This is a genomic window from Mesorhizobium sp. CNPSo 4688 (assembly GCF_057784295.1).
Genome location: NZ_JBWLUY010000009.1, coordinates 64819 through 87912, shown reverse-complemented (window position 1 = coordinate 87912; position 23094 = coordinate 64819). Strand labels below are relative to the sequence as shown.

General features: G+C 63.3%; 21 protein-coding genes. 15 read left to right on the top strand and 6 right to left on the bottom strand.

Annotated features, from left to right (window positions below; translation table 11 throughout):
• Positions 1-20: 20 nt before the first annotated feature.
• From AC04SH_RS18450 to AC04SH_RS18410, 9 genes are all read left to right on the top strand, one after another.
• On the top strand, positions 21-821 hold the full coding sequence (locus AC04SH_RS18450; RefSeq protein WP_488576106.1) for an aldolase: 801 nt from the start codon (positions 21-23) through the stop codon (positions 819-821).
• A gap of 3 nt (positions 822-824) precedes the next feature.
• On the top strand, positions 825-1775 hold the full coding sequence (locus tag AC04SH_RS18445) for a PfkB family carbohydrate kinase (RefSeq protein ID WP_488576105.1): 951 nt from the start codon (positions 825-827) through the stop codon (positions 1773-1775).
• 90 nt (positions 1776-1865) lie between these two features.
• Entirely contained in the window at positions 1866-3011 is a 1146-nt protein-coding gene (locus AC04SH_RS18440) for an ABC transporter ATP-binding protein (RefSeq protein ID WP_488576104.1), read from the top strand.
• Between the two features lie 120 nt (positions 3012-3131).
• The gene (locus AC04SH_RS18435) at positions 3132-4379 is read left to right on the top strand and encodes an ABC transporter substrate-binding protein (RefSeq protein WP_488576296.1); all 1248 of its coding nucleotides are present in this window, start codon (positions 3132-3134) and stop codon (positions 4377-4379) included.
• 133 nt (positions 4380-4512) lie between these two features.
• A complete protein-coding gene (locus AC04SH_RS18430) occupies positions 4513-5409 on the top strand; it encodes a carbohydrate ABC transporter permease (protein WP_488576103.1) in 897 nt (298 codons plus the stop codon).
• Between the two features lie 5 nt (positions 5410-5414).
• On the top strand, positions 5415-6257 hold the full coding sequence (locus tag AC04SH_RS18425) for a carbohydrate ABC transporter permease (protein ID WP_477238812.1): 843 nt from the start codon (positions 5415-5417) through the stop codon (positions 6255-6257).
• A 19-nt stretch (positions 6258-6276) separates the two neighbouring features.
• A complete protein-coding gene (locus tag AC04SH_RS18420) occupies positions 6277-7098 on the top strand; it encodes a sugar phosphate isomerase/epimerase family protein (protein WP_488576102.1) in 822 nt (273 codons plus the stop codon).
• Between the two features lie 4 nt (positions 7099-7102).
• A complete protein-coding gene (locus AC04SH_RS18415; protein WP_488576101.1) occupies positions 7103-7828 on the top strand; it encodes a ribulose-phosphate 3-epimerase in 726 nt (241 codons plus the stop codon).
• Complete coding sequence (locus AC04SH_RS18410; RefSeq protein ID WP_488576100.1) at positions 7828-8856, top strand: ROK family protein; 1029 nt, start codon at positions 7828-7830, stop codon at positions 8854-8856. Before AC04SH_RS18415 ends, AC04SH_RS18410 begins: the two co-directional genes overlap by 1 nt.
• A 100-nt stretch (positions 8857-8956) precedes the next feature.
• Here the strand turns inward: AC04SH_RS18410 and AC04SH_RS18405 are convergent, their stop codons facing one another.
• On the bottom strand, positions 8957-9235 hold the full coding sequence (locus AC04SH_RS18405; RefSeq protein WP_488576099.1) for a hypothetical protein: 279 nt from the start codon (positions 9233-9235) through the stop codon (positions 8957-8959).
• A 94-nt stretch (positions 9236-9329) separates the two neighbouring features.
• Entirely contained in the window at positions 9330-10247 is a 918-nt protein-coding gene (locus tag AC04SH_RS18400) for a LysR substrate-binding domain-containing protein (RefSeq protein WP_488576098.1), read from the bottom strand.
• A gap of 110 nt (positions 10248-10357) precedes the next feature.
• Here AC04SH_RS18400 and AC04SH_RS18395 point away from each other — a divergent pair, with 110 nt between their 5' ends.
• Complete coding sequence (locus AC04SH_RS18395; protein ID WP_488576097.1) at positions 10358-10966, top strand: NAD(P)-dependent oxidoreductase; 609 nt, start codon at positions 10358-10360, stop codon at positions 10964-10966.
• Positions 10967-11091: 125 nt separating this feature from the next.
• Entirely contained in the window at positions 11092-11829 is a 738-nt protein-coding gene (locus tag AC04SH_RS18390) for an SDR family oxidoreductase (protein WP_488576096.1), read from the top strand.
• On the opposite strand, the gene AC04SH_RS18385 is transcribed toward AC04SH_RS18390, so the two are convergent.
• Positions 11780-12718: a LysR family transcriptional regulator gene (locus AC04SH_RS18385; protein ID WP_488576095.1), complete on the bottom strand. Its 939-nt coding sequence runs from the start codon at positions 12716-12718 to the stop codon at positions 11780-11782. The two genes, AC04SH_RS18390 and AC04SH_RS18385, sit on opposite strands and share 50 nt — an antisense overlap.
• 224 nt (positions 12719-12942) lie before the next feature.
• Here AC04SH_RS18385 and AC04SH_RS18380 point away from each other — a divergent pair, with 224 nt between their 5' ends.
• Both AC04SH_RS18380 and AC04SH_RS18375 read left to right on the top strand, forming a co-directional pair.
• Positions 12943-14010: a pyridoxal phosphate-dependent aminotransferase gene (locus tag AC04SH_RS18380; RefSeq protein WP_488576094.1), complete on the top strand. Its 1068-nt coding sequence runs from the start codon at positions 12943-12945 to the stop codon at positions 14008-14010.
• 32 nt (positions 14011-14042) lie between these two features.
• The gene (locus AC04SH_RS18375; RefSeq protein WP_488576093.1) at positions 14043-14948 is read left to right on the top strand and encodes an allantoinase PuuE; all 906 of its coding nucleotides are present in this window, start codon (positions 14043-14045) and stop codon (positions 14946-14948) included.
• Between the two features lie 25 nt (positions 14949-14973).
• On the opposite strand, the gene AC04SH_RS18370 is transcribed toward AC04SH_RS18375, so the two are convergent.
• From AC04SH_RS18370 to AC04SH_RS18360, 3 genes are all read right to left on the bottom strand, one after another.
• Positions 14974-17394, bottom strand: a complete 2421-nt coding sequence (locus AC04SH_RS18370) for a GcvT family protein (RefSeq protein ID WP_488576092.1) — start codon at positions 17392-17394, stop codon at positions 14974-14976.
• Between the two features lie 121 nt (positions 17395-17515).
• Positions 17516-19174, bottom strand: coding sequence for an ABC transporter substrate-binding protein (locus AC04SH_RS18365; RefSeq protein WP_477238834.1), 1659 nt, complete (start codon positions 19172-19174; stop codon positions 17516-17518).
• Positions 19175-19369: 195 nt separating this feature from the next.
• Complete coding sequence (locus AC04SH_RS18360; protein ID WP_488576091.1) at positions 19370-20257, bottom strand: LysR substrate-binding domain-containing protein; 888 nt, start codon at positions 20255-20257, stop codon at positions 19370-19372.
• Between the two features lie 168 nt (positions 20258-20425).
• On the opposite strand from AC04SH_RS18360, the gene AC04SH_RS18355 reads away from it, so the two are divergent.
• Both AC04SH_RS18355 and AC04SH_RS18350 read left to right on the top strand, forming a co-directional pair.
• Positions 20426-21844 carry an MmgE/PrpD family protein gene (locus AC04SH_RS18355; RefSeq protein WP_488576090.1) on the top strand — a complete coding sequence of 473 codons (1419 nt, stop codon included), beginning with the start codon at positions 20426-20428 and terminating at the stop codon, positions 21842-21844.
• A gap of 6 nt (positions 21845-21850) precedes the next feature.
• Positions 21851-23092 (top strand): FAD-dependent oxidoreductase, encoded by a 1242-nt coding sequence (locus AC04SH_RS18350; RefSeq protein ID WP_488576089.1) that lies wholly within the window; start codon positions 21851-21853, stop codon positions 23090-23092.
• Positions 23093-23094: the final 2 nt, after the last annotated feature.

Below are 23094 nucleotides of genomic sequence, written 5' to 3'. Positions count from 1 at the left end.
GATCAGGGAATTTTGCACTCATGAGCCTGGGAACCAAAGTGCGTCTTGCGCGCCTCTTCTCGCATCCATCGGGGAACCTTTTTGGCGGTGCGGTCGACCACTTCGTCGGCTATGGCGACGTGCGCAAAGGCGGCCTTGCCGACCTGCCGGGTGCGCTCGCACGCGTCATGGCGGGCAAACCCGACTATGTCAGCATCCAGCCTGGCACCGCGCGCCATCTGTGGCCGCAATATGCGGGCAAAGCTTCCCTGGTGATCCAGGCGGGCTGCTTCACTGCGGACGATCGCATCAGCGAGTTGATCGCAACGCCCGAGGATGCGGTGCGCGCGGGGGCCGACGCGTTGGCCGTGGCCATTCCGGTGCGCGGCGCGACCGAGGGCAGATACATACGCTGGCTGACCGATTCGGTAAATGCAGCGGCCCGTTACGGCATGCCCGTGGTGGCACATATCTACCCACGCGATTTTACCGACGGAGCAAAAATCGTCTTCACCCCCGACGAGATCGCCTATGCGGCGCGCATCGGCTACGAGTCCGGCGTCGACGTGATCAAGATCGGCTACACGGGCGATTTCGAGTCATTCCAAGAGACCGTCCGGACCTGCCCGGTGCCGGTTGTGATCGCGGGCGGTCCAAAGACCGATACGCTGCTCGGCGCGCTTCAGCAGACGGCGGACGCCATCCGTGCCGGCGCACGCGGTGCCGTGGTCGGCCGCAATCTCTGGGGGCATGGCGATCCGGAGAAGGCAGCGCTTGCCTTTCGCGGCGTCATCCATGACGGCCTTTCGGCGCAAGACGCCCTGGCGAAGGCGGGGGCCTGAACCATGCCCACCGTCCCCTCGATCCTCGGCTTCGGCGCTATTGCGATCGACGACATCGTCTACGTCGATCAGCCGTTGTCGGCAGGCAAGGGGAAGGTTCTGCAAAGTGCCCGCGCTTTCGGGGGAAATGTCGCGACGGCGCTGGCCGCCGTCGCGCGGCTCGGCGGAACCGCCGGGTTCGTCGGATGGCTGGGCAGTGCCGAGGACGACGCCGTGCTGTGTGATCTCGTTGCGAGCGGTGTTGAAACCGCATTCGCGCCGCGCCACCCGGACGCACGCCCGGTGCGCTCGCGGATCACAGTCGGCTCGGACGGGGAGCGGTTCATTGCGTATGACGACGAAGCGATGCTGGGCACCGCGCCGGACTTTCCGGACGATATCCTCAGCCGCGCGACCGTCCTGATCGTCGATAGCTACGCGATCCGGTCGCTGGATGTCGTGGCTCGGGCTCGCGATCTCGGCCTTGCGATCCTCGGCGATATCGAATGGAGCAGCGGCCCAGCCACGGAGCGGCTGATCGCGCTTTGCGACCATCTCATTCTTCCCCTCGGCTTTGCGCGGACTGCCACAGGGTGCCGATCGCCCGCCGAGATGCTCGATGCATTGTGGTTGCCGTCGCGATCCGCCGTGGTTCTGACCGATGGCGGCAAGGGCGTCTATTATCGCGGACGCGACGAGACAGGGCTTTGGCACCTGCCCCCGCACCGGGTTGCGGTCGTCGACTCGACCGGCGCGGGTGACTGCTTTCATGGCGCCTATGCCCATGCATTGACGCGCGGTGCCGATACCGCCGGCCGGGTGGCATTCGCTGCCGCGGCGGCGGCCTTTTCGATAACGGGGCGTGGCGGGCGCGAGGCGCTTCCGACCGCCGACCAGGTCACGGAACTCCTGGCGTCGACGACCGCGCCGTCGGCAGTCGAACTGAAATATGCGCAACTCGATACCGGAACATAGCCCGAACCATCCGAGGATATATTTCGCAGGTGAACATAAGCCGAGGACAACCATAAAAATCAGTGGCTTAGACTTGTGGAGGAGAGGAATATGGCAGAAGTCGTTCTTGAGAATATCTGCAAGACATACGGGAACAATTTTCACGCAATCGACCAATTGAACCTGTCGGTCAAGGACGGCGAGTTCTTGATTCTCGTCGGGCCTTCCGGCTGCGGCAAATCCACCGCGTTGCGGATGATCGCGGGACTGGAGGACATCACCAGCGGCAGCCTTCGGATCGGCGGAGTCGACGTCGTCGACATGCCGCCCAAGGACCGCGACATCGCGATGGTCTTCCAGAGCTACGCGCTCTACCCGCACATGACAGTGTCCGAAAACATCGCCTTTTCGATGCGGCTGGCAGGCAAGCCGAAGGCCGAGCGCAAGAAGCGCGTGGACGAGATCGCCAAAACCCTTCAGCTGACCTCTTTGCTGGACAGCAAACCCGCGAACCTTTCAGGCGGACAGCGTCAACGGGTTGCCATGGGCCGCGCCATGGTGCGCGAGCCGGCCGCCTTTCTCATGGACGAACCCCTTTCCAATCTGGACGCGAAACTGCGTGTGCAAATGCGCGCCGAAATCACCAGCCTGCAAAAGCAGCTCGGCGTAACGACCATTTACGTGACCCACGACCAAATCGAAGCGATGACGATGGGGGACAGGGTCGCGGTGTTGAAAGGCGGCGTGCTGCAGCAGGTCGACACACCCAAGAGGCTCTATGAATCGCCGGTGAACGCCTTCGTTGCCGGCTTCATCGGCTCTCCTTCGATGAACCTTTTCGAGGCGACCCTTTCGGGCGACGAACTGATGTCAGGCACCTTCGCCATTCGGCTGCAGGATGCAGCCTTCGTGCGCAGGCCGGGTTTGAAGTCGTATGCGGGGCGCAAGGTCGTGTTCGGGATACGACCGGAGGATCTCTATGACAGCTGCCTCGAATCTGGCCGCAAATATCAGACGATACCGGCAAAGGTGACCTCGATCGAAGAACTCGGTTCGGAACATATCGTCCATCTGAACATCGACGGGGTCCGGGTGGACTCCGGCGACCCCGACGCGGTGCAGGATTTCGGCCTGACGTCGAATGCGGTGGCGAGATTCGAACCGGACAGCGCAGTCCGCTCCGGTTCGGCAATCCGGTTGGCCCTGGATGATACCAAGCTCCATTTCTTCGATCCCGAGACGCACTTGGCGATCTGAAGATCTGTGGCAGAGCCCGCAGGCGAGGGTGAGGCGCCTGCGAAGTACTCGTAAGAAGACTTCTGAATGAAGCAGACGATCGGCTGCATTGTGCGGTCGATCTTGAAAAAGGAGGAGAAAATGATGTTTCGGATAAAACCCGCGATACTGAAAATAGCCGCGGCCGCATGGTTGCTTGGCGCAACCGGCGCCATGGCGGATACGACGCTGGAGTTCACCCAATGGTGGGAGCCCGAATTGCCGGCCGGATCGCTCAGGGCAATCATGGATGACTTCGAGGCTGCAAACCCCGGAATCAAAGTGACGCTGGTCAGCGGCCCCTATGCGACCACGCGAGACCAGATCTCGGTTGGTGCCGCAACCGGGACGCTTAGCGACGTCGTCGGTCTCGACGGCGCATGGGTGAACAATCTGAACGCGCAGAGCGCGCTGGCCGACATGAACCCGATGATGGATGCGAGCGGGTTCGACAAGACCCAGGTCGCGGATATCATCAAGGTGGACGGCAAGGCGGTGATGTTTCCAGTGGCTTCGTTCGTCTATCCGGTGTTCGTGAATTTGGACCTCGCCGCCCAGGCAGGCGTAACCAAACTGCCGTCGACTCGTGCGGAGTTTCTCGATGCCGCCAAGAAGATGACCCATGCCGACAAGAACCAGTATGGCTGGGTGCTGCCCTTGTCGCTTCAAACGCCGTCCGGTGTCCAGAACGACATGATGTCGTGGGTCTGGGCCTCGGGTCAATCGATGATGGCTGACGGCAAGCCGGCTCTCGAGGGCAAGCCTGTCATCGATATGCTCACCTTCGTCAAATCGCTGAACGACGCCGGCGTCGTCTCGCCTGGCATTGCCACCAAAACAGAGCAGGAAAAGGTCGAGGAATTCGTCAACGATCGGGTCGGAATGATGATCGACTCGCTTGCGCATGTGAACCTCATCCGCAAACGCAATCCCAAGCTGAACTTCGATCTCATCCCGGTCCCGGTCGTGGAAAACTATACCGGCAAGCGCGGCCTTCCCTATGCCTCCTGGGGCATCGGCATCTCTGCTGCCTCGAAACATCAGGAAGAGGCCTGGAAACTCGTCCAATATCTGATGAGTGAAAAGGTGAACGCCAAGCTCGTGTCGCTAGCAAACGCCTTCCCGGGCAACGTCAACGCCAAGCCGGATTTCGTGACCTCGGACAAGGCTTTCGGCAAGGCTTTTGAAATCTTCAAGACCGGTTATCTCGCCAATGAGTTCACGGGCCTGCCGGTGGCTGAAGACCTGATGACCCAGTTCGACGTGCAAGCCCAGAAGATGCTCGCCGGCGAGCAGTCTCCGGAACAGGCCGCCGCCGCCACCCAGAAGGGCTGGATGGCGAAATTCTGATCGGCCTGTTTCCGTTTCTTTGACCGGGTGGCCTGACTTCGGACAGGCCACCCGGCACCAACGGATGGGCAATTTGAGATGGACCTGTTTTTGAAGCTTACCTTCTCTTGAAGGCGTATCCCAAGGTTGGCACATGACCCGGCAAAAGCGCTCCCACCACAAGCTGAAACGAGCGGTCGCACCCTACCTCTATCTGTCGCCCTCGCTGCTCATAATCGGGCTTCTGATGCTGCTGCCGATGGTGACGGTGATTGGCTATTCGTTCCAGAACAGCGCGGTGCTGCGTCGTGACCCATCCTTTGCCGGACTGAAACACTACCAGGCGATCTTTGCCGATCCGGTGTTCTGGGCCTCGCTGTGGCACACGCTCTACTTCACATGCATGAGTGTCATTTTCCACATGACCATTGGCATGATCTTCGCGCTCATGCTGAACAGCGACCGCATCAATCCGATGCTGCGCAATATTCTACGCGTGCTTTACATACTGCCCTGGCTGTTCACCGCGGTGATTATCGCCGTGATCTGGCGCCTCCTGCTTGAGCCGAACGGTGTCGTGAACAGCGTTCTCATGCAGATGGGCATCATCGGTTCCAAGGTCGAGTGGTTTTCCTCGCCCGCGACCGCACTGCACGCCGTCACCTTCGCCAACATCTGGGCGGGCTACCCGCTTTTCATGGTCAGCCTGCTCGCGGGTTTGCAGGGCATTCCCAAGGATTTCTACGAAGCCGCCGATATCGACGGGGCGAAGGCCTACCAGAAGCTGATCTTCATCACTATCCCGCAGCTGATGCCGATCATCATCAGCATCTCGCTGCTGGATTTCATCTGGACGATGCAGGTTTTCCCGTTGATCTGGATAACGACGGGCGGCGGTCCGATCTACTCGACCGAGGTGCTGAGCACCTACACCTACAAGCTGGCGTTTTCGAGCTACAACCTGTCGCAGGCGTCGGCGAGCGCCGTGGTCATCCTGCTGATCTCTCTCGGCCTGACGCTGTTCTACATCCGTTATCAAAAGGCTCGGTAGTCACCATGAGGAAAAGGCACACACCGAAAGACAGGCTGATCACCGTCGCGCTCCATGCCGCGCTTGCCGCAGGGCTCTTTTTCGCGGCCTTCCCGATCTACTGGATGTTGAGCAGCTCGTTCAAGTCGAACACCGAGATCTTTGCCCTGCCGCCAACCATCCTGCCGAAGGCCTTCACGCTGGAAGCGTATGCGGCCATCCTTGGCGACCCGGTAAAGCTGCGCTTCTTCTTCAACAGCTACTTCGTGGCCGGAGCGGTAACCGTGCTGACGGTGCTGATCGCCTTGCTGGCGGCCTATGGGTTCAGCCGTTTCAATTTCCGCGGCAAGGGCAGCCTCAACACACTCATCATCAGCACGCAGACGATCCCGCCGATCACGCTTTTGATCCCCTTCTTCGGGCTCGTCGTCTCGTATGGCATCTTCGACACCTATGTCGCGCTGATCCTGACTTACCTGGTGTTTACGCTGCCCTACGCGATCCTGCTGATGACGGGATATCTGAACACCTTGCCCCGCGATCTTGATGAAGCGGTGGCTGTCGACGGCGGCACCAGCTGGACGGCACTCTGGCGGGTGATCGTCCCGATTTCACTGCCTGGTATCGTGGCGACGTCGGTCTACACCTTCCTGTTGTGCTGGAACGAATTTCTTTTTGCGCTGACGCTGACGAAGTCAACGTCCATGCGCACCGTCCCGATCGGCATCCAGCTGTTGATGGGGCAGCACGCCTTCGAATGGAACCAGATGATGGCGATGAGCGTGCTCGGCTCGCTGCCGCTCCTGGTCATCTATCTCGTTGCCCAGAGGTTCTTCCTCGCCGGCATGACCGCGGGCTCGGTCAAGTAGGACATCAAGGAATGAAAGGATGACCGTGAAAGACCTGAAAGTTGGCTGCCAGACCTTTACTTGGGAAATGCTCGGAGACCGTTTTGCCGGCGGCCCCGACGATCTGTTGAAGGCGATCGCCGATGGCGGCTATGCCGGTATCGAGATCACCGACACGATGATCGGCCGCTATGGCAACCGTCCAGCGGAATTCGCCGCCGCGCTGAAGGCTAACGGCCTGACGCTGGTGTCCTTCGCCTTCGGCTCGAAGAGCGGCTTTACGCTGCAAGATCAGATCGGCGCTGACCTCGATACCGCGCGGCGCTGGATCGATTTCGCCGCCGCTTTTCCGGGCGCGTTGGTGTCGATGGGCTCGGCCACCGTCGTCTCCGACGGAGCGCGCGATGACAAGTTCGCCATTGCCGCCGAGGTCTACAACAAGGCCGGCGAGTTCGGGCGCAAGGCGGGCGTCCAGGTCGCCGTGCATCCGAGCTCGCACCACAACACTTTGCTGTTCGATCGCGCCGACTATGACCGCATCTTCGGACTGGTCGACGCCGCGCTGGTTGGCTGGGTGCCCGATACCGGCCACATCTTGCGCGGCGGTCAGGACATGGCCGATACGCTCACCACCTACCGCGATCGCATCCGCTACGTCCACCTGAAGGATGTCGACGCGAGCGGCACCTGGGCGATGCTCGGCAAGGGCGTCTGCGACACAGCGAAGGGGATCGAGATCGCCAGCGCTGCCCCCAATTTCAACGGCTGGCTGGTGCTGGAGGAAGAGTCCGAAACTGCGGCCGCCGATCCGGCCAAGGCGGTCAAGACCAACCGCCAGACCATGCGCGGCTACGGAGCCTGAAACGATGACCACGAGCAAATCCCTGTCCGGCCCCGCCGCAATCGCCGCCTTGCCGCGCAACCGTCTGATCGGCGAGTTCTCGCTGTGGTCGGCCGACCTCGCCAATATGGAGCGCGACCTCAAGCGCATCGAAGCCCACGCCGATATCCACCATATCGACGTCGCCGATGCCCGTTTCACCCCGGGCTTCCTGTTCTTCCCGGATCTTGTGGCGCGCATCGCAAAGCTAACGGCGAAGCCTATCCACGTGCATCTGATGGTCGAGGCCGAGATCGTCGAAGAACAGACGCGGCAATTCATCGAGGCCGGCGCCGACCTGATCAGCGTCCACGCCGAAAACGGCGAGGCCGGGCTGCACGCTGTGAAACTGGCGCATGAGCTCGGCGCCGAGGCCGGCGTGGTGCTGCGGCTGGAAACGCCGGTCGCGGCCGTCACGCCTTTCCTTTCTGAAGTGGCGTTCGTGACGCTGCTGGGCACTTCTATTGGCGTCAAGGGTCAGAGCCTGTCGGAACAAGCCTGCCCCCGCCTGATCGAGGCGCGCGCGCTGATGCGCAAAGCCGGCCGTGAAGCCGACATCGTGCTCGCCGCTGATGGTGGCATCCGCCACGAGACCGTGCCGCAGCTGCGCGCCGCAGGTGCGGAAACCGTGGTGCTGGGCTCGCTCGCCTTCGGCGATCCCGACCTTGCCCGGCGCATGGCCTGGCTGCACGGGCTGGAGGTCGCCGCCTGATGAGCAAGCTTGCGCTCGCCTTCGATCTCGGCGGCACGGCGCTGCGCGGCGCGCTGGTCGAAAGCGACGGCAGTGTCGTCGTGCATGTTTCGGCGCCAACGATGGCCGGCGCGGGCTCGGAAGCGGTGATCGGCCAGATCATTGCGCTCGCCGGCGATCTCATAGCGCAAAGTCCGCAGGCCGAAATTGCCGGCATCGGCGTCGGAGCGCCGGGGCCGCTGGACCCCAAGGCGGGGATCGTGATTGCGCCGCCAACGCTGGCCGGCTGGCACGACGTGCCCCTGATCGACATTCTGGGGCAGCATTTCGGCCTGCCGGTGCGGCTGGAGAACGACGCCAATGCGGCGGCGCTCGGCGAATGGCGCTTCGGCGCTGGACGCGGCAGTGGATCGCTGGTGTTCGTCACCGTGTCGACCGGCATTGGCGGCGGCGTCGTCGCCGACGGCCACATCTATCACGGCAGGCGTGGATTGGCGGCCGAGATCGGCCACATGACCATCACCGGCGAAGGCGACCGCTGCTTTTGCGGCGCCATCGGCTGCTTCGAGGCCGTTGCTTCGGGAACCGCGCTCGGACGTCGCGCCACGCGACAGACCGCCCCGGGCGACGGTTCATTGCTGCGACGGCTTTCCGCCGACGGCGACGTCTCGGCCAGGCATGTCGTCGACGCCGCACGCGCCGGCGACGCAGCCGCAATCGACCTGCTAGAGGCGGAAGCGAGATGGCTGGGCATCGGCTTCACCAATCTCTTGCATCTCTATTCGCCCGACCTGATCGTCATGGGCGGCGGTTTGTCCAACGGTTTCGACCTGCTGGCGCCTTCAATCAAAACGGTCGTCCAGCAGCGGGCGATGCCGGCCTACCGCGATGTGCCGATCGTGCGCGCCGAGCTTGGCGACCGCGCCGGGCTGATCGGCGCCGCCAGCCTGATCCTGTGGGAAGGTGAACCGGGTTTGGCACTGGCGATGGCGCAGGACGACAGCAGCACGACCGCTGATGCCAGGGAGCGCGGGCGATCTCCTGATTGATGGCGTGCGCGCCAACGACATCGTGCCGTCGGCCTGCCACCTGTTCCGCACCGACGGCCCGGCGCTGGCACCGCTGCCTTAGGGAAGCCGTCCGCTCCGCCTATTTCCCGCAATGGTGGTCGTTGATCTTGTTCAGCGCATTCGCGTCCGGTCCGACCCGGTTGTAGGAGCAGGCGCCAGCGGCTGTTGTGGTCAGCATGGTGTCATAGTAACGCGGGCCGCCGAACAGGGCGTAGATCAGGTCGCGATGGGCGGGAACGTAGTGTTGCTCCGGTTCCGGCTGACGATGGCGGTGCTTTTCCTTGGCGATGGCCGTGCTGGACAGGCTGCAGCCCACCGCGAGGACGAGCGCGCAGGTCGCAAGGATCTTGGTGGTCATCGGCAGCACCCTTCTGACGGTTCGGAATCGCAGCATATCCAAAAGCGCCGGCCGAACAAAGGTTCCCTGGCGGCATTGCCGGCTGGCGTGACAATCAGCCCGCAACAGCATTCCGCGCCCGCCGCCTTTCGGCAGCAACGAGCAGGTCGACGAAGGCACGCACCTTGGCCGGCCTGAAGCGGGCCGGCGGAAAGACGGCATGGATGCCGCCGGACGGCAAGGTCCAGTCCGTGAACACCCGCACCAGCCGCCCCCGTGCGATGTCCTCGGCAACGCTGTAATCCGGGAAGATGCCGAGCCCGATACCGGCCAGCACGCAAGACAGCACGCCCGGTGTCTTGTCGCAGCTGACGATCGGATTGAGCTCGGCCGGCACCGTCTCCGTGCCCCTGGAAAACAGCCATTGGCCGATGCCGCGCAATTGTGCATTGCCGACCCATGGCAGCGATTTCGCTTGCCTGGGGCTGGCATCAGCCGGCAGCCCGGCGGCGAGCTCCGGGCTGGCAACGACGAATTGTTCATGGCTTCCCAGCCGCCGCGCCAGATTGCTGGAATCGGCCAGCCAGCCGACGCGAATGCCGAGGTCGATCTGCTCGTCGACCAGATTGCTGACGGCATCGTCGAAGATCGTTTCGACTCGCATCTTCGGGTATTTTTTGAGATAGGCGGCGATTGTTGGCGCCACCACCTTCTCGCCGTAGTCGAGCGGCGCCGTCAGCCGCAGCATCCCGGTTGGCTTCAAGGCGCTCTGCGAGATGTCGCCATAGGCAGCTTCCGCCTCGTGCAGGATGATGGCCGCCCGGTCGTAGAACAGGCGCCCCTCTTCGGTCAGCGTCACGCGCCTTGTCGTGCGGCGCAGCAGCGTCGCGGCCAGTTCCTGCTCCAGCCTGCCGACCTGATGACTGACCACTGCCTTGGCGACATCGAGCCGGTCGGCGGCGGCTGTGAAGGAGCCGGTCTCGACCACGGTGGTGAAGTAGACGAGCCGGTTGAGGTTCAGAAGCTCGGTCACAGCTCACTCATTGTCCGATCTGATCAGACAGTTTGTATGATTGATCGCTATTTTTCGCAAGCGGTGGCCTTGCCATGTATCGCAGCAACCACTGACGAAAGGAAATCCCCATGAAAATCGCACTCATCGGCGCGTCCGGCCAGGTCGGCTCACGCCTGCTGAAAGAACTCTCCGATCGCGGCCATTCCATCACTGCCATCGCCCGCAATCCGGACAAGATCGCCGCACTGCCGGGCGTGACCGCCGAGAAGGGCGACGTGTTCGACAAAGACGGCCTTGCTGCGCTGATCAAGGGGCATGACGCGGTGATCAGCTCCGTGCATTTCCTCGACAGCGATCCCGACACACTGATCGCCGCCGTGCGCGCCTCCGGCGTCAAGCGCTACCTCGTCGTCGGTGGCGCCGGCAGCCTCGACGTCGCGCCCGGAAAGCGCCTGGTCGACACACCGACCTTCCCGGCGATCTACAAGGCCGAAGCGCAGAAGGGCGCCGACTTCCTCGACACGTTGCGGACCGTCGGCGATCTCGACTGGACCTTGCTGTCGCCGTCGGCGCTGTTCGTTGCCGGCGAGCGGACCGGCAAATACCGCATCGGCAAGGACACGCTGCTGACGTCCGACAAGGGCAGCAGCATTTCCTTCGAGGATTATGCGATCGTCATGACCGACGAGATCGAAAAGCCGGCGCATATTCGCCAGCGCTTCACCGTCGGCTACTGATCGGACTGCCGACATTGGCGACAAGTGCCATCGGAGCCTCCGATGGCATTATCGTTTTCTCCCGTTTCCACTCCTGCCGCCGGTCTGCGAAATCTCGCCCGAAACGGTTAGGATCGGAACGGAATATGGCAGACGAGAATAACGCTAAATCAAAGATCGTCATCGTTGGCGGCAGTTCCGGAATGGGGCTGGCGTTGACAAAGCGCTGCCTGGACTCAGGCGCCGAAGTCGTCATTGTCGGACGCGGCGAAGACAAGCTGCAGCGCGCCCGCGATGCCTTGCAGGGACCGGCCGGTTTGAGCGCCATCGTGGCTGACATCGCTAGGGAAGATCAGGTCGCTGACCTATTCGCGCGGATCGGCCGGCTCGACCATATCGTCAGCACCGCCGCCGATATTGAAGGCGCCTACGAGTTGTTGCCTTCAGTCGACCTGAAGGCGGCGCAGCGGGTCGTCGAAAGCAAATTCTACGGGCCGTTGCTGCTTGCCAAACATGGCGCGCCGAAGCTTTCGGCCAACGGCTCCATCACCTTCACCTCGGGAATCGCCGCCTACCGGCCGGCGGCGCGCGGCTCGGTTGTCGCCGCCGTCAATGCGGCGCTGGAAGGGCTGGTGCGGGCGCTGGCGGTCGAACTGGCGCCGATCCGCGTCAACGCCGTTTCGCCGGGTTGGGTCGACACGCCGATCTGGCACTTCGTTGCCGGCGACAAGAAGGACGAGACGCTTGATGCCATGGCCAAGCGGCTGCCGGTCGGGCGTGTCGGACAACCGGACGACATCGCCGACGCCATCGCCTTCCTGATGGGCAACGGCTTTACGACAGGGACGATACTGCATGTCGAGGGCGGTCACCGGCTGATCTGACCGGCGCGAAAGTCTCACCCGCCGCCGCCAGCAGCAGCTTCAGCGCCGGCGACTGCACCCGGCGGCGGCGCCAGATCATGACCAGGGAGGCTGCTTGGGCTGAACCCGGCCAGGGCAGCTCGACAATCTCGCCGCGATCGAGCGCCTCGGCGACGGCCAGCCGCGGCACCAGGCCCATGCCGATACCAGTCGCCACCAGGCTCGCAATGGCGCCGATGCTGCCGACTTCGGCGGCAAGTTTTGGCGCCGCCATTCCTGTCTCGGCGAACGCTGTGTCGAACAGATGCCGGTAGACGCATCCGGTTTCCGTCACCACGAAACGCATCGCGGCGAGCGCGGCCAGATCACCTTGTCCTGATGCGGTGGCATTCTCGGCGGAGGCGACAAGGACCAGCGGCTCGGCCGATATCGTGCGCCGGGCCAGGCGTTCATCGAGCCCGCCCTTGTCGAAACAGAAAGCGACGTCGATCTCGCCCTCTTCGAGCTGGCGCAGCAACACGTCGCTGCCGGCGATTTTTAACCGCAGGCCAATCTCCGGGTGATCGCCCTGAAAGGCCGCCAGCCATTGCGGAAGTTTGACAGTGGCAATCGTCTCCAACGCGCCGACCGTCACTGTCGCGGCGGTCGTTCCCGTCCTTGCCTCGACGGCAATTCGCGCCTCGTCCGCCAGTTGCAGAATCTCTTCCACATAGGGTTTCAGCGCTTCGCCGGCCGCCGTCAGGTCGAGGCCGTGGCGCGAGCGGATGAAGAGGGCGACGCCGAGTTCGCTTTCCAGCGACTGGATCTGGTCGCTGACGCTCGACTGCGCCAGATGAACCTCCCGCGCCGCGCGGGTGATGTTGCGGTGCCGCGCCACGGCGAGGAAGGTCTTGAGCAATCTTGGATGCATGCCGTTTCCGGATCTGGTCTGTGTCCGATATTTCGGACCTGGCCGGCTTATTTGCAACCATTGACGCCGGCGAATGCGATTGCGGCAGACAGAAGGGCCAGAATTTCGCAGCCATTGCGCGGCGAGTTTTTGCTTGTGAACGGGCCGGCGGCTTGTAGCTTGCTCGAAAGCCGGTCCGACGGAGGCAATTCGGGGGAAATGAGCGTCATCAGGATTGTTCGGGCATGCCGCTGAAAGCCGTCGCCCATATCGAGGCTATGTCGGCCTTCGCGCTGGCGAACTTCGGCGGCTATGACCGGCCGACCCTTGCCCAGAACGAGAGCGCCTTCCCGCCCAGCCCCAAGGCGATCGCCGCCGGCCAGGACGCGATTGCGCGCAGCCATCTCTATCCCGATCCGGACTGGACGGTGCTGCGCGAAACTATTGCGCAAGCCTACGACGTCGAGCGCGAGTTGATCCTGTGCGGCGCCGGCTCGATGGACCTGATCGCCTGCACCATCGCAGCCTTCGCCGGCCCTGGCGACGAGGTGCTCGCCACCGCCTATGCCTATAATTTTGCGGCCTCCGCTTCTGCGCGTGTCGATGCAGTCTATGTCAAGGCGGCTGAACGCGACTTCGTCGTTTCCGTCGACAGCATTCTCGCCGCCGTCACGCCGGCGACGCGGATCGTCTTCGTCTGCAATCCCGGCAATCCGACCGGCACCCTCATCCGCAATGCCGAACTCCTGCGCTTGCGCGCCGCCTTGCGCGGCGACGTTCTACTGGTCATCGACCAGGCCTATGGCGAGTTCGACGACCAGGATCCTCAAGCCACCTTTGCGCTGGTCGCACGCGGCGACACCGTCGTGTTGCGCAGCCTTTCCAAAGCCTATGGGCTGGCCGGCGCGCGCGTCGGCTGGGGCTTGTTTCCGCCGTCGGTCGCGGCCGAAATACGCAAGCTGCAGAACTCGAACCAGGTGACCACGCCAAGCCTCGCTATGGCGGTCGCGGCAATTGAGGACCAGGCCTATATGCGCGAGACGGTGGCGCGCACCGCCGCGATCCGCGATCGCTTCGCGCAGGATCTGAGAGCGACCGGTTACGGCGTTCCCGAAAGCTGGACGAATTTCGTGCTGATCCGCTTTGCCGATGCGGCCGCAGCCGCGGCTGCCGATGCCGCCTTGCGCGGTGCCGGCATCATCGTGCGCAGTCTCGGCGGCTACGGCCTGACCGATTGCCTGCGCGCAACGGTCGGCCCGCAAGAGATGATGGACCGGGCATTGCGCATCCTGACCGATCTGCGCAGCGGCTGACTTTGCGATAATATCAGAGGGAAACTTGAGCGATGTCCTATGTGCCGACCCGTGACTTCATCGGCTATGGCGACAAGCCTCCTGCCGCAGCGTGGCCCGGCGGCGCCAAGCTGGCGCTTAACATCGTCGTCAATTACGAGGAAGGCGCTGAATACAGCATCGACGAGGGCGACGGTGTTTCCGAGACGATCCTGTCGGATCTGGCCGTATCGCCAGCGGTACCCGGCCTGCGCAACCGCAACATGGAATCGCTCTACGAATATGGCTCGCGCGTCGGCGTCTGGCGGCTCGCTTCGCTGTTTCGCGACAAGGGCATCGTGCCGACCTTCTACGTCGTCGGGCGGGCGCTGGAACTCAATCCAGCCGCCGGCAAGGCGATCGCCGAGCTCGGCAGCGACATCGTCTGCCATGGCTGGCGCTGGATCGACTATGCGCCGCTGAGCGAGGAGGAGGAACGCAAGCACATCGCCATGACCGTCGACACGGTACAGCGGATCACCGGCATCCGCCCGCTCGGCTGGTACACCGGCCGGCCCAGCCTCAACACCAGGCGGCTGGTGGCCGAGCATGGCGGCTTGCTGTTCGACTGCGACGACTACAATGACGACCTGCCCTATTTCGTCGAAGTCGATGACAAGCGGCATCTGGTGGTGCCGCACTCCTTCGACAACAATGACAGCCGTTTCTCCCGCGGCTCTGGCCTGGAGACAGGCGGCCAGTTCTTCGACTATGTAAGCGACGGGGTGGACTGGCTGCTGGCCGAAGGCCAGACAACACCGCGCATGATGACGGTGTCGCTGCACTGCCGGCTCGCCGCACGGCCCGGCCGCATGATCGGGCTTGCCCGCTTCCTCGACAAGATCAGGAACAATCCCGACATCTGGATCTGCCGCCGCTCCGACCTCGCGCAGCATTGGCTGGACCGTTTCGGCGGCTGAGCCGCCGAACCGGTCCAATAGCTGCCTACGCCCGCAGCCGTTTGCCTTCGGGGTCGAAGGGCGGCTCGCTCAACAGCACCGCGTCGTGCGGCCGGCCGAGGATCGCCACCGACACCTTGTCGCCTGCCTTGGCGGAGCCGGCCTTGACGTAGCCGAGCGCCAGCGACTGCTCGACGAAGTAGCCATACGCGCCTGACGAGACCTGGCCGATCGGCGTGCCGTCCGGCAGGAAGATCGGCTCGCCGCCAGTGGCGTCGGCATCCTTGGCAGCGATCGACAGCATGATCAGTTGATCGCGCGCCGGCTTTTCGGCGATGGCCGCATAGGCATCGCGGTTGAGGAACGCCCCCTTGTCCATCTTGATCAGGCGGTCGAACCTGACCTCCTGCGGCCAGTATTCGGGGGAGTATTCGCGGCTCCAGCTGCCGTAGCCCTTTTCGACACGCAGCGACATCAGCGCGCGCGAGCCGACCGGTCCGGCGCCGACCTCGCCGCCGGCCTTGAGCAGCCCGCCGTAGAGAGCGACCTGGTCGGCAACCGGGCAATAAAGCTCCCAGCCGAGATCTCCGGTGAAGGAGACACGCAGCGCCACGACATCGACGCCGCCGACCGTGATCCGCTTCGAGCGCATGAAGGGAAAGGCGTCGGTCGACAGATCAGCATTGGTCAGCCGCTGCAGCAATTCGCGCGACTTCGGACCGGCGACGTTGAAGCCGCCCATCTCCTCAGTGCGCGAGCGGAAGCTCGTGCCTTCGGGCAACGGAACCGCCTTGAAGAACCTCTGATGGAAGCGTTCGGCCATGCCGGAACCGAAGACCATGAACTCGTCTTGGCCAAGCTTCGTCACGGTGAAGTCGCCGGCAATGCCGCCGCGCTTGCCAATCAATGGCGTCAGACAGGAGCGGCCGATTTCGGCCGGCATGCGGTTGGCGAACAGCGAATTCAGCCAGGCCTCGGCGCCCGGTCCCTTGACCTCGTATTTGGCGAAATTCGAAACGTCGATGATCCCCGCATGTTCGCGCAGCATGCGCGCCTCGCGGCCGACCAGGCCCCACCAATTCTGCCTGGTGAAGCCGTTGGTCTCCTCGCGTGGCTCACCCTCGGCGGCGAACCACAGCGGATGCTCCCAGCCGAAATTGAGACCGAAGACAGCGCCCATCTGCTTTTGCATCTCATAGGCCGGGCGGGTGCGCACGGGGCGCCCGGCGGCGCGCTCCTCATTGGGGAAATGGATCTTGAAGCGGTGGCTGTACTGGTCCTGCACGCGGGCCTTGGTGAAGGCCTTGCCGGCCCAGTGGCCGAACCGCGCCATGTCCCAGGCGAACATGTCGAGCGACGGCTCGCCCTCGATCATCCACTCGGCCGCCAGCTTGCCCATGCCGCCGGATTGCGAGAACCCGGGAATGATGCCGTTGCAGCAGAAATAGTTCCGCAGTTCCGGCACCGGGCCGAACAGCACGGCGCTGTCGGGCGACCAGATCATCGGGCCGTTGATGACACGCTTGACGCCTGCCTTGCCGACCGCCGGAACACGCGTGATGGCGCGCATCATGTTGTCCTCGATGCGGTCGAGGTCGTCGGGAAACAATTCATGGCCGAAGTCGAGCGGCGTGCCGTCCTCGGCCCAGAACTTCATGTTGCGTTCATAGGCCCCGATCAGGAGGCCGAGCCCTTCCTGCCGCAGATAATATTCACCGTCGCGGTCGGCGACCGAAGGCAGCCGGCGGCCCATGGTGGCGATTTCGGGGATGGTCTCGGTGACGAAATACTGGTGCTCGGTCGGGATCAGCGGCAATTGCAAACCGGCCATCGCAGCGACCTCGCGGCCCCACAGGCCGGCGGCATTGACCACCCATTGCGTGCGGATCTCGCCCTTCGGCGTACGCACGATCCAGCTGCCGTCGGCTTGAGCTTCCGTGGCGATGACCGGGGTGAAGCGATGGATCTCGGCGCCGCGCTGGCGCGCACCAGCGGCGTAGGCGGCGGTGACACCGGACGGGTCGACATTGCCGCCTTCGGGTTCATACATGATGCAGCGTATGCCGTCGAAATCGACCAGCGGATGGAGCCGCTCCGCCTCGTCGCGCGCAACTTCATAAAAATTCATTTTGTAGCGCCGGGCCTTGGCTTCCTGCAGCCGCAGCTGGTGCTCGCGCGCCTCGGTCTGGGCGAGATAGAGCGAGCCCGGCTGGAAGATACCGCAGCCCTGGCCGGTCTCGGTCTCCAGCTCCTTGTAGAGCGCCATGGTGTAATGTTGCAGGCGGCTGATGTTGGTCGAGTCATGCAGGCCATGGATGTTGGCGGCCGCGTGCCATGTCGAGCCGGAGGTCAGCTCATCGCGCTCGAGCAGGACGACATCGGACCAGCCATGCTTGGCCAGATGATAAAGGATCGAGCAGCCGATCAGGCCGCCGCCGATGACAACGGCTTGTGCATGGGTACGCATATCGAGATTTCTTCCCTTTGTGTTCGGCGACTTGTCTTGTTGTGTGCTTCTGGTCGATGAATTCGGTCTCGTCGCCTTGGCGAATTCCAGGGGGCGATCAGGCCGCCCCCTGGCTTAAAGTTCAGGCCTTGTCGAGCCAGACCTTGTCCAGTTGCAGTTCGAATGTCTGATGCATTTTGAGGTTTTTCACATAGGTGGCGTGATGCCGGTAGAGAGAGCGCCAGAATGACTGAACCAGAACGCCGGAATCCTGCAGGATGAACTCGACATCCTTCATCAGTTCCTTGCGCTTGGCCGTATCGGCGATGGCGAGTGCGGCATTGAGCTTCTTGTCGAAGTCGGGATTGGCGTAGGCCGACTCGTTCCAGGCTTCGCCGCTGCGATAGGCAAGCGCCAGCACCTGTACACCCAGCGGACGCATGCCCCATTCGGTGGTCGACCACGGATATTTCGTCCAGTCGTTCCAGAACGAGGTTCCCGGAATGATCGTCCGTTTCACCTTGAAGCCGGCCTCACGCATCTGCGCGGCAACGACGTCGGCCGGATCCTTCACATAGTCCGAATCGTAGGAGATGAGTTCGAACTCGTGATCCATCTGGCCGGCCTCGGTCATCAGCGCCTTGGCCTTGGCGAGATCGCGCGGCACTTTCGGCAGTTCGTAATATTCCGGATGGATCGGGCAGACGTGGTGGTTTTCGGCGACCTGGCCGAGACCGCTATAGCCGAGTTTCAGCACGGTCTCATTGTCGACGGCGAGCTGGATGGCGTTGCGCACCCTTTTGTCGTCATAGGGCTTGTTGCTGATATTGGTGCGCAGCACGATCGTTCCGGCGGTGACGACGGATTCCTTGACCAGGCCCATGCCGTCATAGAGGTCCACCGTGCCGCCGACGGTCTGGTAGTTGCAGTCGATCTCGCCGGCCTCGAAGGCGCTGGCGATGGCGGGGTTGGAGGCGTCTGTGCCGTAGTCGGTCCAGTCGACGCCATCGAGATAGGTTTCACCGCCAAACCAGGTGAAGTCCTTGCGGCGCCGAACCGATGCCGAGTCGCCGACCTTGTAGGAGATCAACTCATACGGACCGGTGCCGGGCGTCTTGGTCATGTCGGCGCCGTTCTTGTCGAAGTCGCGGTGGACGATGATGGCGGGATAGTCGGCGAAGCCCGGGATGATGGTGACGTCGGACTGGCCGCATTTCAGCTTCACCGTGTGATCGTCGACCTTTGTGATAGCGCCGGCGATCGCCTTCTTGGTGGCAGGATCGATCAAAGTGGCCATGCGGCCGGCCATCGAATTGCCTTCGGCCGCCTTGTCGCACCAGCGCTCGATGTTGAAGACGATGTCGTCGGCGTTGAGCTCGTCGCCGTTCGACCACTTCACGCCTTTGCGCACATGCAGCGTGTATTCGGTGGCGTCGTCACTGACGTCCCAGCTCTCGATGAGATGGCCCTCGAAGGTGAAGTCCTGGGTGTAGCGGATCATGTAGTCGTTGCACTGGCGCAGCACATTGGCCATCTCCGACCAGTCCCATGTGCGCGGATCCTTCATGTCCTTGATGATCATCTGCATCTTCAGGATACCGCCCTTCTTGCCGGGCTCCATCGTTGCAGCTTCGGCCGGGGCGGGAAGGCCGGCCATTGCATAGGCGAACGCCGTCGAGGCGCCCATCGCGCTCGCCATGGCGAGGAATTCGCGGCGGTCCATCCTGCCGCTTCTGACTTCATCTGCGTAGCTTTCGATGACCGCCGGGACGCGGTCACCGTTGCTCCTGAAAAGTGCCATTGTTGCTTCTCCGGTTTGGGCTTTCCGCCCGTTCATTCCCCATTACGCAGGGAATGTTAGAGGCGATGCAAAAATCCCGGAAGGGCTTGAGAGCTCACAAACCGCTGAAAACCGGCCCGTAAGACCTAATAAAACGATGCCATTGGCGTCTCAATTTTTTTCGCGTGCGAGCGCGCTGACATCGGCGACCACCCGTCAGGCGCTGTCTTCCTGCGCCCTCGCAATGATCCATTCGCGCACCGTGCGGGCGATGTTGCCCTTGGAGAGCTGGGTCTCGGTCAGGTAGTAATTCCAGGGGCTGGGCGGCCGGACCGGAAACGGTTCGACGAGCAGTCCGCGCCTGAGATACGCGTGAGCAAGCGAACGCTGGGTGGCTACGAGGCCGGCGCCCATGGCGGCAAGTTCGAGCGCAATGTTGGACGCATTCGTCGACAGGCCCTTGTCAAAATCCTGCATGTCGACGCCAAGTGCGGTGGCAACGACCTGCCAGTATTCCTGGCGGCCGTGCACGAAGATCCGGTCCACCTTGAGGATATCCTCCGGCGCTTTGACGGCGTGCTCGCCTTCGAGCAGCGAAGGTGCGCACAGCAGCACCAGCTCGTCATTCCAGAGCGGAATGGCGGCGGGCGGGCGATCGTCGAAGCGCCTCGTTGAAATGGTGATGTCGGCGATCTGTTCGCTGAGATCCTCCCAGATCGTGCCGTGCAGCACGATCTCGATTTCGGGATGTTTCTTGCGGAAGGCGGCCATGCAGCCGGCCAGCCAGTTTTCCGCCAGGCTCATAGGACAGGAGACGACCACGGTGCGGTTGCGCGACGACGTCACGATCGCCTCCGTCGCCTGGTCGATCTGGTCGAGCGCCTGGCGCAGTGTCGGCAGGAACGCCTCGCCCATCTCGGTCAGCTTGAGGCTGCGCGGATAGCGGATGAACAATTGCCGGCCGATATAATGTTCGAGCGAGCGGACATGCGTGCTGACCGCGGCCTGCGTGTAGCCAAGCTCCTTGGCGGCCATGGTGAAACTCAGATGCCGGGCCGAGCTCTCGAACGACCTGATATAGTTCAAAGGCGGGGGTGGCTTCATCTCCGGCTCCTGGGCTGTGCCAGAATAGGTAGACCATGGAGCCGCCGGCGTTCAATTGCACGGAGGCGACATGGCATAGATATTTTTGGTCAAAGCCGCTGAACTAATTGCGTGAATGCACGATGAACCCAAATTAATGATGGCGTGACGACAGAGGGAGTGGAGCAAGTGGCTGTGTCGCCCCATCGGCGTGAAGGGCCGGACGCAAGCGCTGAGACTGCCGTGCGCCTGGCCGACTTCGTGCTACGCCGGCCGGCATCGGTTTTCCCTCAGGCGGTGCTGGATCAGGCTCGCTACCTCTTGCTCGACACGATTGGAGTAGCGATTGCCGCGGGGCCGATGGAGGCCGGCCGGATCGCCAGGGATACCGCGACCCTCCTCTACAATTCGAGCGACCCCAGGCATCGCGCGCGCATGCTTTTCGACGGCCGCCGCGCCTCGATGGCGGGGGCGGCTTACGCCGCGGCGACGCAGATCGACAATCTCGATGGCCATGACGGCTACAGCCCGACCAAGGGCCATATCGGTGTCGTGGTCGTGCCAGCGCTGGCGGCGCTGGCCGAACAGCTTCCGGAGCTCAGTGGCCCTGACGCGCTGGCAGCCCTGGTCGTCGGCTATGAGGTCGCAGGCCGCGCCGGCATCGCGCTGCATGCGACCGTGTCGGACTACCACACGTCGGGCGCCTGGAATGCGCTGGGCGTCGCCGCCGTGGCGGCGCGTCTGCGCCGGCTGAGCGACGGGCAGTTGCGCGAGGCGCTGGGCATCGCCGAGTATCATGGCCCGCGCAGCCAGATGATGCGCGAGATCGCCACGCCGACGATGCTGCATGACGGTTCGGGCACCGGCGCGCTGACCGGCCTGTCGGCGGCTGTGCTCGCCGAACGCGGCTTCACCGGCGCTCCGGCGATCACGATTGAGGCCCCGGAAGTCGCTGATTATTGGCAGGACCTCGGCGTGTTCTGGCAGGCACTGCACCAGTATGTGAAGCCGTATCCGATCTGCCGCTGGGCGCATGCGGCCATCGACGCGACGCGCGGACTGGTGCTTTCGCATCATCTGACGCCGGCCGATATCGGCCATGTCCACGTCAACAGTTTCCACCATGCCGCAACGCTGTTCCGCGACATGCCGGACACGACGTCGAAGGCTCAATATAGCCTGCGCTTTGCCGTCGCCACCTTCGTCCTGCATGGCCGCATCGGGCTGGAGCATATTTCCGGCGCCGGCCTCGAGGATGCCGCCGTTGCGGAAATGCTCAGCCGCATCAGCGTGTCTGAGCAGGAGCGCCACAGCGTCCGCTTCCCGGCAAGCCGTTGGGCCGATGTCGCCATCACCACGACCGACGGGCGCGTGCTGACCTCGGGCGATGTCCACGCACGCGGCGGACCGGAAGCGCCGCTGACATCAGGGGAGATCGAGGCCAAATATATGGAATTCGCAACGCCCGTGCTCGGACGGGGCCGCGCCATGGCGATCCGCGACGCCATCCTGTCGCTCACCGATCCCGACAGCCGCTTTTCCGAGCTCTCCGCCCTGCTCTACGATCCTCCCGTGATCAGCAAGATCCTCCAGCGGCCGGCGTGGTAGACTGACATGCCGCTCAGGCTGCTGAAATACGGTCTCAGCCGGGACTATCCGGTCAGCGAGGATATCCCCGCGACGCCGGAGCTCAAACCGTCCTACGATGTCGTCATCATCGGCGGCGGCGGCCATGGTCTTGCCTGCGCGCATCATCTGGCGAAGTATCACGGCATCACCAGCGTCGCGGTGCTCGAGAAGGGCTACCTCGCCGGCGGCAACACGGCGCGCAACACCACAACGATCCGCTCCAACTACGTCACGCCGCAAGGCATCGCCTTCTACAAGGAAGGCGTGACGCTGTTCGAGACGCTGTCGCAGGAACTCGACTTCAACGTCATGTTCTCGCAGCGCGGCCAGCTGACGCTTGCGCATTCGGAAGCGACGCTGCGCAGCTTCCATTCCCGCGCCGAGATGGGCAAGCATCTGGGCACACGCACCGAGGTGGTCGACCAGAAGGCGGTCCAGGAACTGGTGCCGTCGCTCAACATGGACTATGGCGGCGCGCTCGAAATCCTCGGCGGGCTCTGGCATGCCGATGGCGGCACCGCGCGGCATGACGCGGTGGCCTGGGGCTATGCCGCACAGGCGTCGCGGCGCGGCGTCGAAATCCACCAGCGCACCGAGGTGCAAGGTTTTGAAATCGCCGGTGACCGGGTCCATGCGGTGAAGACCAACCGTGGCCGCATTGCCTGCGGCCAGGTGCTGATCGCCACCGGCGGCATGAATTACGACGTCGCGCTGATGGCCGGCGTCGAACTACCGATCCGCTGCTATCCGCTGCAGGCGATGGTGACGCAGCCGCTGAAGCCATGGCTCAACACGCTGGTCTCCTCCGTGTCGCTGCACACCTATCTCGTGCAGTCGTCGCGCGGCGAAGTGGTGATCGGCGGCGGCTCCGATCCCTACCAGCTCTACTCGACACGCTCGACGCTGGACATGAAGGAGCATCTCGCCGAAGGCGCGGTGCATCTCTTCCCGTTCCTGCAAGGTGTCAGGCTGCTCAGGCAATGGGCCGGGATTACTGACATGACGCCGGACTACAGCCCGATCATGGGCGCCAGCCCGCTCGACAATCTGTGGCTCGATTGCGGCTGGGGCACCTGGGGCTTCAAGGCAACGCCGGTTGCCGGCAAGCGCATGGCCGAAACCATAGCCAGTGGCCGCGTGCCCGATATCCTCAAGCCGTTCGCGCTGGAACGCTTCGAGACCTTCCAGCTGCTCAACGAAATGGGCGCGACGGCGGCCAGTCATTGAAC

Excerpts from the sequence above, each read along its gene's own strand:
- AC04SH_RS18395 (WP_488576097.1), top strand. The coding sequence starts at position 10,358 with ATGAAAATCGCACTCATCGGCGCGTCCGGCCAGGTCGGCTCACGCCTG.
- AC04SH_RS18370 (WP_488576092.1), bottom strand. The coding sequence starts at position 17,394 with ATGCGTACCCATGCACAAGCCGTTGTCATCGGCGGCGGCCTGATCGGC.
- AC04SH_RS18405 (WP_488576099.1), bottom strand. The coding sequence starts at position 9,235 with ATGACCACCAAGATCCTTGCGACCTGCGCGCTCGTCCTCGCGGTGGGC.
- AC04SH_RS18390 (WP_488576096.1), top strand. The coding sequence starts at position 11,092 with ATGGCAGACGAGAATAACGCTAAATCAAAGATCGTCATCGTTGGCGGC.
- AC04SH_RS18445 (WP_488576105.1), top strand. The coding sequence starts at position 825 with ATGCCCACCGTCCCCTCGATCCTCGGCTTCGGCGCTATTGCGATCGAC.
- AC04SH_RS18350 (WP_488576089.1), top strand. The coding sequence starts at position 21,851 with ATGCCGCTCAGGCTGCTGAAATACGGTCTCAGCCGGGACTATCCGGTC.
- AC04SH_RS18430 (WP_488576103.1), top strand. The coding sequence starts at position 4,513 with ATGACCCGGCAAAAGCGCTCCCACCACAAGCTGAAACGAGCGGTCGCA.
- AC04SH_RS18450 (WP_488576106.1), top strand. The coding sequence starts at position 21 with ATGAGCCTGGGAACCAAAGTGCGTCTTGCGCGCCTCTTCTCGCATCCA.
- AC04SH_RS18425 (WP_477238812.1), top strand. The coding sequence starts at position 5,415 with ATGAGGAAAAGGCACACACCGAAAGACAGGCTGATCACCGTCGCGCTC.
- AC04SH_RS18385 (WP_488576095.1), bottom strand. The coding sequence starts at position 12,718 with ATGCATCCAAGATTGCTCAAGACCTTCCTCGCCGTGGCGCGGCACCGC.
- AC04SH_RS18360 (WP_488576091.1), bottom strand. The coding sequence starts at position 20,257 with ATGAAGCCACCCCCGCCTTTGAACTATATCAGGTCGTTCGAGAGCTCG.
- AC04SH_RS18415 (WP_488576101.1), top strand. The coding sequence starts at position 7,103 with ATGACCACGAGCAAATCCCTGTCCGGCCCCGCCGCAATCGCCGCCTTG.
- AC04SH_RS18440 (WP_488576104.1), top strand. The coding sequence starts at position 1,866 with ATGGCAGAAGTCGTTCTTGAGAATATCTGCAAGACATACGGGAACAAT.
- AC04SH_RS18375 (WP_488576093.1), top strand. The coding sequence starts at position 14,043 with ATGTCCTATGTGCCGACCCGTGACTTCATCGGCTATGGCGACAAGCCT.
- AC04SH_RS18420 (WP_488576102.1), top strand. The coding sequence starts at position 6,277 with ATGACCGTGAAAGACCTGAAAGTTGGCTGCCAGACCTTTACTTGGGAA.
- AC04SH_RS18410 (WP_488576100.1), top strand. The coding sequence starts at position 7,828 with ATGAGCAAGCTTGCGCTCGCCTTCGATCTCGGCGGCACGGCGCTGCGC.
- AC04SH_RS18365 (WP_477238834.1), bottom strand. The coding sequence starts at position 19,174 with ATGGCACTTTTCAGGAGCAACGGTGACCGCGTCCCGGCGGTCATCGAA.
- AC04SH_RS18435 (WP_488576296.1), top strand. The coding sequence starts at position 3,132 with ATGATGTTTCGGATAAAACCCGCGATACTGAAAATAGCCGCGGCCGCA.
- AC04SH_RS18380 (WP_488576094.1), top strand. The coding sequence starts at position 12,943 with ATGCCGCTGAAAGCCGTCGCCCATATCGAGGCTATGTCGGCCTTCGCG.